Origin of the sequence: Paenibacillus sp. 23TSA30-6, assembly GCF_014858585.1 — a bacterium.
Taxonomy (GTDB): domain Bacteria; phylum Bacillota; class Bacilli; order Paenibacillales; family Paenibacillaceae; genus Paenibacillus.
The window spans coordinates 22,205-34,353 of record NZ_SLTL01000032.1 but is presented as its reverse complement, the minus strand read 5'-3'; the positions used below and the strand labels follow the sequence as shown (position 1 = coordinate 34,353).

Below are 12,149 nucleotides of genomic sequence, written 5' to 3'. Positions count from 1 at the left end.
ATGGGGCCACTCGTCTGAAAGAAGGGAATATAACCGATGCTTGAATTAATGTGGGAGAACGTCCCTTTTTTATTGAAGGGCGCTTATTATACGCTGTACATCACGATTGTTTCCATGCTATTTGGCCTTATGATCGGCTTGGTGGTGGCAGTCGCCCGGTTAAAGGGAAATCGTCCGGTTCGTTGGCTGGCGCGCAGTTATGTATCTATCATTCGGGGAACGCCAGTTTTAGTGCAGATTGCGGTCATTTACTATGGACTGGATGATTACGGAATATCGTTCGGCTCGCTGACGGCTGCTTGTCTTGCACTAAGTATCAATACAGGGGCGTATTTATCGGAGACGTTTCGTGGGGCTATTTTAGCGGTGCCAAAGGGTCAAACCGAGGCGGCCTATGCAACCGGAATGTCACCGGGTCAAACGATGTGGCGCATCATTCTTCCGCAGGCCGTGCGAATTGCGATTCCGCCGATGGGCAATACATTTGTCGGTATGCTTAAGGAAACGTCGCTCGTTTCGGTGATTGGAGTAAGTGAGCTGATGCGTCAGGCACAGCTTTTACAGGCACAGTATCTGCACTATATGCCGTTTTTGCTCGAAATTGGCATCATGTACTGGATCATGAGCATTGGGTTCTCCGCTATACTGGAGCGGGTGGAAAAGCGTCTGGCTCGAGCTTATTAAGGTGGAGATGATAGAGGATGATAACAACAAGCGGTTTGGGTAAACGCTTCGGTCAGGTGGAAGTGTTAAAAAGCATTGATTTTCAGGTGGCCGCGCGTGAAATCGTAGTGTTGCTCGGCCCGAGTGGTTCGGGTAAAAGCACCTTGCTGCGCTGCCTGAACGGTCTGGAGGAATTGTCTTCCGGCAAGTTTGAGGTGAACGGGATCGAGGTAAATGCTACGGCTCCTCACCGTACACGGCAAGCTGCCATTCGTGATATTCGCAGGCAGACGGGGATGGTATTTCAGCAATTCAATCTGTATCCGCACAAAACAGCAATCGGCAATGTCATTGAAGGGCTGCTGACAGTGAAAAAAATGCCGCGCGACAAGGCCATGTCCATCGGACAGCGGTTGCTGGAGCGTGTGGGTTTGTCGGACAAGCAGGATGCTCATCCTGCGCGTTTGTCCGGTGGACAGCAGCAGCGGGTAGCGATTGCGCGTGCGCTCGCGATGGACCCGGCGATTATGCTGTTCGACGAGCCTACATCAGCGCTCGATCCCGAGCTGGTAGGGGAGGTGCTGGGCGTTATGCGGGAGCTGGCCCAAGACGGGATGACGATGGTCGTCGTCACTCATGAAATGAAATTTGCCCGCGAGGTGGCGGACAAGGTTGTATTTATGGCGGATGGTGTGATTTTGGAGAAGGCTGCGCCACAGGCGTTTTTCGAGGCTCCCCAGCATGAGAGAACACAGAAATTTTTGCGTCAAATCAGTGAGTTTTGAAGCGAGAATAAGAACAGATTATAGATTATTAAGATGAAAGAAGGCCTTTGAACATGAAAGTATCTACAACTTGGCACGGCAAACGCGCGTTTACCTCGGAGGGACCGTCCGGTTATTCCGTTGGGATGGATGCTACGGCAGCTTATGGCGGCGATGGCAAAGGCATGACACCGATGGAACTGCTGCTGGCGGGTCTGGCGGGATGTATTGGCATTGATATTACGATGATTTTGGATCGTTTTCTGTCGGACATTACCCGTATTGATATTGACGCAGAAGGTGAGCGTAAGGAAGAAATGCCGAAGGGCTTTACAGCGATTGATCTGACGTTCCATGTAGATGGCGATGTTCCGGATTACCGCGTGTGGAAAGCGATTCAGATGGGTAAGGAAAAATATTGTGCCGTATCCGATTCCTTAAAAGCGGAGATTCGCATGCACCTGGTCCTAAACGGAACAGAGGTACCACATCCAGCGTAAGGGTGGAAGGTTAGTGAAGGAGAGTCAACCTGTGTTATATGCAGGGAGGCTCTCCTTTTTTGAATTTATTTTCAAATATGACATGTAATGAAACTTTTTGTGCTTTGTTTTCGTTTACAATAGAAACTGAAGTATAAAAATGGGAAAATAAACCTGTATGCTGAGTGCATACGGGGGGAGGTATATAGTGAAACGAAAGCAGCTTGTGATCATAGCGGTGGGCTTGGCTGCGGTACTCATCGTGATTGGTATGGCTGTGGGATTGCCATCATCGAAGCAGGACAGAATGGCTAATACCCCGGATACTATTCGGCCCGCAACTGCCATTGCAGCTGTCGCTAAGGAGGAAACGATTGAGCAGGATAGCGCCCATCGCGTGCTGCGCTTTTTAGAGGAACATCCAGAGAAAGCATCCATTACGATTCTGAGGGATGGGAAGAAGCTGGCAGGTCGTGAGGAACACCGGATGATGCCCTTGGCGAGTACGGTCAAGACGGTGATTGCGGTGGAATATGCCAAGCAGGCGGCGGCAGGTACAATCAACCCGGATGAACGGATCAAGCTGACTGCGCTGGAGCGATTCTATCTACCGCGTCTGAATGGTGGCGCACATCCGGCATGGTTGAGGGAGATGGAAGCCAAAGGACAGTTGAAGAACGGAACCGTGTCTATGCGCGAAGTCGCTAAAGGGATGATTCTGTTTAGCTCCAATGCCAATACCGAGTATTTAATGGACAGACTGGGCTTGGAAGAGATTAACCAAACGAAATCTGACCTGGGACTCCAGGATCATGATCCGATTTATCCATTTGTATCTTCCATTCTGATTCCTTATGAATGGATGAGAGAGACCCAGGGACGGGCATGGGATGGTACAAAGTATAGCAATTCTGCCAAAGCAGCCGTTCAAGCGATGTCTGATGCGCAGTTCCGCCAACATGCCCAGATGATTCATAACAAGCTGGCTCGTGATACGAGCGGTTCTTATAAGAGAAATGCCGCTATCGCGACATGGTATGATCGGGAATTTGATCGAATGAATACGGAACGTTTTATAGCTTCGACGACGGCGGATTATGCGTCCTTGATGAGTAAGCTGAATAGCCGTCAAGGCTTTACTAAAGCCGAGCAAAAATTATTGTCTGAGGTCATGGAGCAGCTGATGGATCATCCGGAAAATCAGGAATGGCTACAACATTCCGGACAAAAGGGCGGATCTGCCGAATATGTCCTCACCCTGACCATGTATGCGACGGACAAGGAAGGACATTCGACGGAAATGGCGGTCTTCTTTAAGGACCTGGACCCGTTCACGAATGCCTCCTTGCAAAATATGATGAATGAATTTAAAGAACGGCTATTGCGTGATGAATCGTTCAGAAAAGAAATCAATCAGCGCATTGGTGTACAGGTGGAAATGTAACCCCTACCCGTTGCCTTTTTGCTTGCGTTCCCGTAACAGCAAATACAGATAGTACGGTGCGCCAATAATGGCTGTCACGATGCCTGCGGGAATTCATACAGGGCAGAGGTGAGCATATATCGAAAGGATGATCCCAACAGCCCGGTGACCACCAGCACTAAAAGGGATATGAAAAGGATTAGTTTTGTCTGAAAACGCACGTGCATTCACCGCTGTCAAGCAAGATATAGGAGGGCCGATCGCCTGATTTTCTCTCCAACACGATCCATTTTACTGTATTACAGGAACGCCCGCACTTTTAATCTGTCGAATGAATGGTCTATAATAGAAATAGTTACATAATGTGAGGAGGAAAATATTATGATTATTATTCATGCTGATATGAAAGTTTTACCTGAAAAAAGGGAGGCTTTTCTGGAACAAACCAAGGGTTTGATTAGCGCATCACAAGCCGAAGAAGGTAATGTACGCTACACGCTGATGCAGGATCTGAATGATCCCAACGCTTTTACCATGGTTGAAGAGTGGAAGGATGCGGCTGCTGTAGATTTCCATAACAAGTCTGCCCATTTCCAGGCATTTGTTGCCGCAGCTAAAGAATTGCTGGCTGCTCCGCTTCAAGTCAATGCTTTTCAGGATGCAACAAAATTGTAATCAGCCCGTTTTCTAAATCATAATCAGGAACAGGAGGAGATAGACATGGGGAACATTGCGGATACAACTGTACTGAATAATGGAGTTCAGATGCCTTGGCTGGGTTTTGGTACGTACAAGGCGGAAGGCAATGAGGTCTACGAAGCAGTTAAAACAGCTATCGAGGTGGGCTATCGTCACATTGATACGGCGGCGATCTATGGCAATGAGGAATTGGTTGGACAAGCGATCCGTGACAGCGGGGCGGATAGAGAAAAACTCTTCATTACCACCAAGCTGTGGAATGAGGATCAGGGCTTCGACTCAACACTGCGTGCCTTCGATGAAAGCCGTAAGCGACTGGGTCTGGACATCATTGATCTGTATCTCATTCATTGGCCTGGCAAGGACAAGTACAAGGAAACCTGGAAGGCATTTGAACGTCTGTATGAAGAAGGAAGCGTACGCGCTATCGGAGTCAGCAACTTCCAAGTTCACCACCTCGAAAACCTCCTGAAAGACAGCAACATCGTACCTGCAATCAACCAAGTGGAGCTTCACCCGCGTCTGACACAGCAAGAGCTGCATCAATACTGCCGGGAGCACCAGATTCAGCTTGAATCCTGGAGTCCACTGATGAAGGGTAAATTGACCGAGCAAGCGGATATCGTTGAGATTGCTGCCAAATACGGCAAAACCTCGTCGCAGGTTATTTTGCGCTGGCATCTGGATCGGGGTATCGTGACGATTCCCAAATCTGTAACCGCACATCGTATCCGTGAAAATGCTGATTTGTTCGATTTTGAACTGACGGCAGAGGATATTAACCGAATCAACGCACTTCATCTTGATGAGCGTGTGGGCACTCATCCCGATAAGCTGTTGTTCTAGTTTTAGAATGAAAAAGAACCTTCAATTCCACGTGTATCGTGGTTTTGGAGGTTCTTTGTTTATCCCTACTTTTGATTTAATTTGCGATAAAGGAGGAAGGAATAGAGTATGGGGGTGACGACGGATATAACCAGTCCAGTGAGAAAAATGATCGTTCCCGCCACTCCATCGACCCATGCCGCCACCAAACCCGAAGCACCACCGAGCATCATCATAGGGCCCCCGAAACGGTGCGTTTTACGCCATACCTCCGGGTTAGACAAAGTCCACGGCGTGCGGATACCGAAGGCATAGTTTGGCTGTACCTGAGTCAAATAATTACCGAGCACCAGCAGCATCAGGCCCAGCACTCCATAAATGATTGTAACCATCTGCAACCGATAATTCAGGTTATACAGCAGCATTCCCCAACCGGCTATAGCGAGAATGAGCGAAGTGCCTACACGCGTAACCTCATAGGCTTTAGCAAATTTCGAGAAATTTGCTCTGTTAGGGTCCATGTAGCGGGATAGCCGAAGGAGCAAAGGCACCAGCCCCAACAGCACCAGCATGAGAATAGAACTGTTTTTACTCATATACCCGTCTGCTGTATTGTCAAAGCTAAAATGAGAGGCCAGCACATCGGGAAGCTGGTTATACAGCAGTAAAGCGCCTATAGCAGGTGATAAGGCAATCAAAGTCGTCAAAACATCTGTAAAGCTCCATTTCATTCGAGATTTCATTCAGATTCCTCCGTATCCTTGATGTCATTCGCATTTTGTTTCGCAGGGGCATCGGAGTGGGCAATGCTGAACATCCAACCGATGACATCCGCGACAACCGTCGTATGCAGGGTGTAAATAATGTTTTGCCCCTGTCGCTCATCCAGCACTAGCCCAGCTTGCTTCAAGATATTCAGATGGTGGGATATGCTGGGCTTGCTGATTTGAAAATGCTCAGCCACTTCGCCTGCGCTCATGCTTTTCTCTTTCAAGAGCTGTAATATTTTACGCCGGGTCGGATCAGCTAAAGCTTTGAAGGCATCATTCAAAATCCATTTCCTCCTTTAGATATTTAGATAATATTCTAAATATCTAATACAATAGTAAAATAGAGCTATGATACTTGTCAACGGATAAATACATCATTTTAGAAAAAAGGTTTAGAGCAGGTTTGCTGATTTCGATTGTAAAAGGTCGGGAAGTTCGTTATAATTAATTTATATCAAAAATAAGAATCTTAATTTAAAATAAAAATTAGAGGAGGATGTATATGAAACACGTATTCCGTAAAGGAAATCATCCGCAGGCCCCGGTTATTTTGCTGTTGCACGGTACAGGCGGGAACGAACAAGACCTGATCCCTTTGGCTGATTTGGTAGCGCCGGGAGCGTCTGTATTAGGAGTAAGGGGAAATGTGTTGGAAAATGGGATGCCGCGTTTCTTCCGTCGTTTGGCAGAGGGGGTGTTCGACATCGAGGATCTCGTATTCCGTACCAAGGAACTGAGTGAATTTGTGGATACGGCTGCGGAGCAATACGATTTTGACCGCAACAACGTTGTGGCTCTTGGCTATTCCAATGGGGCGAACATAGCGGCCAGCATGCTCTTTCACGATGCCAAGGCACTGCGTGGAGCTATTTTGCACCATGCGATGGTGCCGCTGCGTGGATTGAATCTGCCAGACTTGAATGGTGTTCCTGTCTTCCTGTCTTCCGGTGAAAATGACCCGATTGTTCCGGTTGCGGAATCCCGTGAACTGCAAACCTTGCTGGAAGGCGCAGGCGCGCAGGTAGATGCACATTGGGAACGCAATGGTCACCAATTGACCCGTACCGAGGCCGAAGCCGCAGGCAAGTGGTTTGCAGAGCATTTTGTCCTGAATGACCTGGAAAAATAATAGAAGTTACTCCGTTTCATTAATAATGGCGCAGGAATGCATAAAATGATCCGATAACGATCAAGCTACGGATTAGCGCTCCAGTGAGCGATCCCATTATTAGGAGGAGACAAACGAAATGGCAAAACCAGATAATCGAGCCGATAATGTTGAACATTTGCAACAAAGTATCCAGAATACACAGCAGAACCTGCATGAAGCTGAAGGATATCTCAACGAATTTTCCTCTGAAATCAGCAACGAGGAGCGTAAGCAGATCGAAGAAAAGAATGATCGTCGTAAAGAAAGTATTAGATCGTTTCGTGAGGAAGTTAAGGACGAGGCAGCACATTCCCAAGAATAGGTAGAAGGGCGCGACCCACTCCGAGTTTTAATTGGAGCCGGGTCGCTTTTTTATGCAAAAATCATCATATCCCCATTCAATTCAATTTCCCCCTATAATGCAATGTAGACGCTAGTTTTGCGCTAAAAATGAATTTCTTATAAATAATGTTCTTGTAAACTAATTTGGCTTGATGTTAAATAGAAAAGAAAGCGCAATCATTTTAAGGAATCATCTTTTCATCATGCGAAGGGGGAAGGATATGCTGCTGCGAAGAAAAAGCATGGCGTTGATGCTCATGGCGGTGGTTCTGCTGGCTGGACTGCTGCAAGGCTGTTCTGGCAAGGCCGACGAAAAGGATGGGCCGGGAACAGAATTGGTATTGTGGACGTTTAATGAACTGCATGAGAAGTTTTTTCTGCAAATGGCCGACCAATGGAACCAACTGCACCCTGATGAACCGATTATTTTGAAAGCGAATACATTTCCATATGATAACCACCACAGCAAGCTGTCGATTGCGTTGCAATCAGGGGTAGGGGCACCGGATATTGCGGATATCGAGGTGAACAAGATCGGTAATTTCCTCAAAGGGATACCGCAGCTGGTTCCGCTCAATCCGGTGATTGACCCGGAGATGAAAAACATTGTGCCTTCCAGAGTACAGATTTACGGTAAGGACGGGAAGTATTACGGTATTGATTTTCATGTCGGAGCCGAAGTGATGTATTACAATAAAGAAATTTTGGATCAGGCGGGGGTAAACCCGGATTCTATTGTGACATGGGCAGATTATGCTGCGGCGGGTAAGCAAGTGCTGGCGAAGACGGGCAAGCCGATGGCGACCGTGGAAACGAATGACCTGTGGAATTACTGGCCGATGATCTCCCAGCAAAAATCGGATTTCCTGGATGAAAAGGGTGAACTGACGTTGGATAACGAAACGAATATTAAAACACTTGAATTTCTCCAGCAGATGGTGAAGGACAAAATCGCCATTCCCGCTCCGGGCGGTGGACACCATATGGAGGAATACTACGGGTTTATGAACAAAGGCGGAGCCGCTTCGGTGTGGATGCCGATGTGGTATATGGGACGTTTTACGGATTACATGCCTGACCTGAAAGGGAAAATCATCATCCGACCGTTGCCAGCGTGGGAAAAAGGCGGCTCTCGTTCAGCGGGGATGGGCGGAACCGGTACGGTGGTCACGAACCAATCGAAACATCAGGATCTGGCGATGCGCTTTCTGGCTTTTGCCAAGCTGTCCAAGCAAGGGAATGTAGAGATTTGGAAGCAGCTCGGCTTTGATCCGATCCGCAGTGAAGTATGGACGATGCCGGAAGTCAAAGCGAAGAATAAGTTTACGGATTATTTCGGAACGAATATTTTTGATACGCTCATTGAGGTAAAAGATGAGATCAATGCGGTGCATATCGGACCGAAAACGCCTGATATCGCCAGTGCAGTTCGCAATAAAATACTTTACCGAACACTGCTGAATGGCGAAGATCCGGCCACGGTGCTGCATGAGCTGGCAGATGAATTGAGATAGACCTCAACAGGAAAGGGAGTGAGATTCATGGCAACGCCCGTTCATACGAACGCAAATGTACCGACAGGTCAGCCGCCGAAACCTCAGCGTCCGACCAGAAGCCGATGGAGCCGCTTTATTCATTCCAGCCGCACGGCGCCGTATGTGTTTGTCCTTCCGTTTCTACTGTCTTTTGCGCTGTTTTTTGCGTACCCGGTCATCTCGACAGTCATTATGAGCTTTCAGGAAGTGCTGCCTGGCATAACGACTTATGTCGGACTGGAAAATTATAAAGATTTGATCAATCCCACGTTTGGAAAAGCGATTCTGAACAGCGTCCTGTATACCTTGCTTACGCTGGTGGTGCTGATTCCGCTGCCGCTGGTGCTGGCGGTCCTGTTGAATTCGCCTAAAATGCCAGGCAGAGGTCTGTTTCGCTCGGTGATGTTTATACCTGCACTGACCTCGGTCGTGGTGGCGGGGACGATTTTCCGGCTCATGTTCGGGGAATTGGACGGTTCGCTGATGAATTCCTTGCTTGGTGTGTTCGGTCTGGAGCCGTACAAATGGCTGATGAACGCCAACACCGGATTTTTAGCGCTGATCGTACTGGCCTTGTGGAGATGGCTGGGTGTAAATATGCTGTATTACATGTCGGGACTGCAAAACATTCCCCCCGAGCTGTACGAAGCCGCGCAGATTGATGGAGCCAGCCGCTTTGATTCCTTTTGGCGGATTACGATTCCGATGCTGAAACCGGTGACGATCTACGTATTTACGATTAGTATCTATGCAGGGTTGTCGATGTTCACGGAGAGCTACATGCTGTGGAACGGGAACAACTCTCCGAATGATATCGGCTTAACGATTGTCGGTTATCTGTACCGTCAAGGTCTGGAGCAAAACAGTATGGGCTTCGGAGCCGCAGTGGGTATTGTGTTGCTCGTATTTACGCTGCTGCTGAACCTGATCCAGCTCAAATTTTTTGGCTTGTTTCGGAAGGAGGACTAAGCGATGGTTCAGAAGCAAAAAGGCGCGTTATCCGCACTGCTCGTTGTTCTGTTCATCCTGTTTGCCGGGTTTGCCCTGTTTCCGCTATTTGCCGTGACGCTGGCCTCGTTCAAGCCATCGACGGAGCTGCTGCGGTACGGCTTGAATCTCAAGCTGGAGTGGAGCATCATGTCCTTGAAAAATTACGCATTCATCTTTCAGGGGACGACGGATTATTTTCAATGGTACTGGAACAGTATTGTCATAACCGTTTTATTCACGGTGCTATGTCTGATATTGTCCGCGATGGTGGGCTATGGACTGGAGATGTATCGGTTCAAGCTGAAAAATGTGATTTTTACGCTGGTGCTGGTCGTGATGATGATTCCAGTAGAAATTATTATGCTTCCACTCTATAAGCTGATGATCGGCATGAAGCTGATCAACACGGTATGGGGCGTCATTCTGCCATTTGTTGTCGCGCCGATTCCGATCTTTTTCTTCCGTCAATATTTGAGCGGGGTCCCGAAGGATTTTATGGATGCTGCACGGGTTGACGGCTGTTCGGAGTATGGCATTTTCGTGCGGATTATGATGCCTCTGATGGCGCCCGCGTTCGCAGCGATGGCTATTTTGCAGGCTATGAATAGCTGGAATAACTTCCTGTGGCCGATGATCGTACTGCGTACCAACGATATGCTGACGCTACCGATTGGTCTGTCCAGTCTGCTTACGCCGTATGGCAACAATTATGATGTGCTAATCGCCGGGTCGGTGCTGGCTATTTTGCCAATTCTCGTCGTGTTTCTGTTCTTCCAGCGTTACTTTATTGAGGGAATGACCGCAGGCGGGGTAAAAGGATAATGTTCCATGCTATTAAGGGAACGATTGAATAAAAGAAGCGTGTAACGTCAGGAAAAGCAGGTCGGGGATCATCCCGGTCTGCTTTTTTTGAATATAATTGATTTTCATTCTCATTTTCATGTTCTATGACCTGCACAAGCTGTAGGTAAACGTGGTATGATATTTGAAAGATTTCAAATACAGACATATTCAGGCGGAGCGTGGAGAACCTATGGAACCAACAGAAACCCAGAAAACCGATCCGGCCCCGATGGCGTCAACCGTCAGCATGGAGGATATTGTACGGGCGCATCATATGCTGCGTGAGGTGATTGTACGTACACCTTTGCAGCGGGATGCCGTCCTGTCGGCCAAATATAACTGTAACGTGTATCTGAAAAGAGAGGATCTCCAGGTCGTGCGTTCCTTTAAAATTCGTGGAGCCTACAACATGATTCGCAGCCTGACCCCTGAGCAAATGGAAAAGGGCATCGTGTGTGCGAGTGCGGGGAATCATGCGCAGGGTGTGGCTTTTTCATGTAATGCGCTGGGCATTCACGGCAAAATATTTATGCCGAGCACAACACCCAATCAGAAGGTGAAGCAGGTTCGTCGCTTTGGCGGCAACAGTGTGGAGGTCATTTTGACCGGGGATACGTTCGACGATGCTTATGATGAGGCCATAAAGGTGTGCAGCGAGCAGGAGATGACCTTTATTCATCCGTTTGATCAGCCGAAAATTATAGCGGGCAACGGTACGATTGCGATGGAAGTGATGGAAAGTTTAGATACGCCAGCAGATTATGTGTTCGTGACCATCGGCGGTGGCGGTTTGGCGGCAGGCGTAGGCACGTATTTCAAAACGGTCAGTCCGTCCACCAAGGTAATCGGTGTGGAGCCACTTGGCGCAGCGTCAATGACGGAAGCGATGCGTTTGAACAAGGTGGTTACGCTGGAGCAAATAGACAAGTTCGTTGACGGAGCTGCTGTTAAGCGTGTCGGTCAGTTAACGTATGACATTTGTACACGTACCCTGGACGATATTGTGAAGGTGCCGGAAGGCAAGGCGTGTACCGCGATTCTGGAGCTGTATAATGAAAATGCGATTGTTGTGGAGCCTGCGGGTTCGTTGCCTGTAGCAGCATTGGATATGTATCGTGAACAGATTCAGGGCAAAACGGTTGTCTGCATCGTCAGCGGTGGCAACAACGATATTGACCGTATGCAGGAGATTAAGGAACGGTCCCTGATTTACGAAGGACTGAAGCATTATTTTATGGTGAATTTCCCGCAAAGAGCAGGGGCGCTTCGTGAGTTTCTTCAGGATGTGCTTGGACCGGACGACGATATTACAAGGTTTGAGTATACGAAAAAGAACGACAAGGAGAACGGCCCCGCGCTAGTCGGCATTGAACTGTTTCATAAGGAAGACTATCTTCCTTTAATTGAACGAATGAGCCGCAAGGGGATTAAATACACAGAACTGAACAAAAACGAAAATCTGTTTAATATGCTAATTTAAGAAGGGGCCTGCGGGCTCCTTTTTTTTTTGTATGAACAACATTATGCGTAGTTTGGTAATTTCCTATGATTTGAAATAAAGCGTTTACAAAACTGAAGTTAATAGGTTAATATATGGGTAACTTCGTAAGTATAAACACTAATGTAATATGTGTGTCAAATGATTTCTATCATATGGAACTATTTC

General features: G+C 47.8%; 14 protein-coding genes. 12 read left to right on the top strand and 2 right to left on the bottom strand.

The features are described from left to right. Positions 1 to 36: 36 nt before the first annotated feature. From E0698_RS22460 to E0698_RS22435, 6 genes are all read left to right on the top strand, one after another. Positions 37 to 684 carry an amino acid ABC transporter permease gene (locus E0698_RS22460; RefSeq protein ID WP_044647019.1) on the top strand — a complete coding sequence of 216 codons (648 nt, stop codon included), beginning with the start codon at positions 37 to 39 and terminating at the stop codon, positions 682 to 684. 17 nt (positions 685 to 701) lie between these two features. Further along, positions 702 to 1,448, top strand: coding sequence for an amino acid ABC transporter ATP-binding protein (locus tag E0698_RS22455; protein WP_192512941.1), 747 nt, complete (start codon positions 702 to 704; stop codon positions 1,446 to 1,448). 53 nt (positions 1,449 to 1,501) lie between these two features. Next, positions 1,502 to 1,927, top strand: coding sequence for an OsmC family protein (locus E0698_RS22450; protein WP_192512940.1), 426 nt, complete (start codon positions 1,502 to 1,504; stop codon positions 1,925 to 1,927). A 187-nt stretch (positions 1,928 to 2,114) separates the two neighbouring features. Beyond that, on the top strand, positions 2,115 to 3,350 hold the full coding sequence (locus E0698_RS22445; RefSeq protein WP_192512939.1) for a serine hydrolase: 1,236 nt from the start codon (positions 2,115 to 2,117) through the stop codon (positions 3,348 to 3,350). Positions 3,351 to 3,710: 360 nt separating this feature from the next. After that, positions 3,711 to 4,004, top strand: a complete 294-nt coding sequence (locus tag E0698_RS22440; RefSeq protein WP_134911171.1) for a putative quinol monooxygenase — start codon at positions 3,711 to 3,713, stop codon at positions 4,002 to 4,004. Between the two features lie 45 nt (positions 4,005 to 4,049). Beyond that, entirely contained in the window at positions 4,050 to 4,874 is an 825-nt protein-coding gene (locus E0698_RS22435; protein ID WP_149096219.1) for an aldo/keto reductase, read from the top strand. A gap of 65 nt (positions 4,875 to 4,939) precedes the next feature. Here E0698_RS22435 and E0698_RS22430 read toward each other — a convergent pair whose 3' ends face one another. Further along, complete coding sequence (locus tag E0698_RS22430) at positions 4,940 to 5,596, bottom strand: SdpI family protein (protein WP_192512938.1); 657 nt, start codon at positions 5,594 to 5,596, stop codon at positions 4,940 to 4,942. Further along, positions 5,593 to 5,904, bottom strand: a complete 312-nt coding sequence (locus tag E0698_RS22425) for an autorepressor SdpR family transcription factor (protein ID WP_134911168.1) — start codon at positions 5,902 to 5,904, stop codon at positions 5,593 to 5,595. The genes E0698_RS22430 and E0698_RS22425 overlap by 4 nt, the downstream gene beginning before the upstream one ends. A gap of 221 nt (positions 5,905 to 6,125) precedes the next feature. On the opposite strand from E0698_RS22425, the gene E0698_RS22420 reads away from it, so the two are divergent. The 6 genes from E0698_RS22420 to ilvA all read left to right on the top strand — a co-directional run bounded on the left by E0698_RS22420 (position 6,126) and on the right by ilvA (position 11,963). Further along, complete coding sequence (locus tag E0698_RS22420; RefSeq protein ID WP_192512937.1) at positions 6,126 to 6,752, top strand: alpha/beta hydrolase; 627 nt, start codon at positions 6,126 to 6,128, stop codon at positions 6,750 to 6,752. Positions 6,753 to 6,870: 118 nt separating this feature from the next. Continuing rightward, complete coding sequence (gene tlp / locus E0698_RS22415) at positions 6,871 to 7,095, top strand: small acid-soluble spore protein Tlp (protein ID WP_192512936.1); 225 nt, start codon at positions 6,871 to 6,873, stop codon at positions 7,093 to 7,095. A 241-nt stretch (positions 7,096 to 7,336) separates the two neighbouring features. Further along, positions 7,337 to 8,629 (top strand): ABC transporter substrate-binding protein, encoded by a 1,293-nt coding sequence (locus E0698_RS22410; RefSeq protein WP_192512935.1) that lies wholly within the window; start codon positions 7,337 to 7,339, stop codon positions 8,627 to 8,629. A 27-nt stretch (positions 8,630 to 8,656) separates the two neighbouring features. Beyond that, the gene (locus E0698_RS22405; RefSeq protein ID WP_134911164.1) at positions 8,657 to 9,619 is read left to right on the top strand and encodes a carbohydrate ABC transporter permease; all 963 of its coding nucleotides are present in this window, start codon (positions 8,657 to 8,659) and stop codon (positions 9,617 to 9,619) included. A gap of 3 nt (positions 9,620 to 9,622) precedes the next feature. After that, positions 9,623 to 10,462 (top strand): carbohydrate ABC transporter permease, encoded by an 840-nt coding sequence (locus tag E0698_RS22400; RefSeq protein ID WP_044647030.1) that lies wholly within the window; start codon positions 9,623 to 9,625, stop codon positions 10,460 to 10,462. A 211-nt stretch (positions 10,463 to 10,673) separates the two neighbouring features. Continuing rightward, the gene (gene ilvA, locus E0698_RS22395; protein WP_149096223.1) at positions 10,674 to 11,963 is read left to right on the top strand and encodes a threonine ammonia-lyase IlvA; all 1,290 of its coding nucleotides are present in this window, start codon (positions 10,674 to 10,676) and stop codon (positions 11,961 to 11,963) included. Positions 11,964 to 12,149: the final 186 nt, after the last annotated feature.

Bases quoted from the DNA above. Each gene is read 5' to 3' on its own strand.
- E0698_RS22405 (WP_134911164.1), top strand. From the start codon at position 8,657: ATGGCAACGCCCGTTCATACGAACGCAAATGTACCGACAGGTCAGCCG.
- ilvA (WP_149096223.1), top strand. From the start codon at position 10,674: ATGGAACCAACAGAAACCCAGAAAACCGATCCGGCCCCGATGGCGTCA.
- E0698_RS22435 (WP_149096219.1), top strand. From the start codon at position 4,050: ATGGGGAACATTGCGGATACAACTGTACTGAATAATGGAGTTCAGATG.
- E0698_RS22400 (WP_044647030.1), top strand. From the start codon at position 9,623: ATGGTTCAGAAGCAAAAAGGCGCGTTATCCGCACTGCTCGTTGTTCTG.
- E0698_RS22460 (WP_044647019.1), top strand. From the start codon at position 37: ATGCTTGAATTAATGTGGGAGAACGTCCCTTTTTTATTGAAGGGCGCT.
- tlp (WP_192512936.1), top strand. From the start codon at position 6,871: ATGGCAAAACCAGATAATCGAGCCGATAATGTTGAACATTTGCAACAA.
- E0698_RS22455 (WP_192512941.1), top strand. From the start codon at position 702: ATGATAACAACAAGCGGTTTGGGTAAACGCTTCGGTCAGGTGGAAGTG.
- E0698_RS22420 (WP_192512937.1), top strand. From the start codon at position 6,126: ATGAAACACGTATTCCGTAAAGGAAATCATCCGCAGGCCCCGGTTATT.
- E0698_RS22440 (WP_134911171.1), top strand. From the start codon at position 3,711: ATGATTATTATTCATGCTGATATGAAAGTTTTACCTGAAAAAAGGGAG.
- E0698_RS22430 (WP_192512938.1), bottom strand. From the start codon at position 5,596: ATGAAATCTCGAATGAAATGGAGCTTTACAGATGTTTTGACGACTTTG.
- E0698_RS22450 (WP_192512940.1), top strand. From the start codon at position 1,502: ATGAAAGTATCTACAACTTGGCACGGCAAACGCGCGTTTACCTCGGAG.
- E0698_RS22410 (WP_192512935.1), top strand. From the start codon at position 7,337: ATGCTGCTGCGAAGAAAAAGCATGGCGTTGATGCTCATGGCGGTGGTT.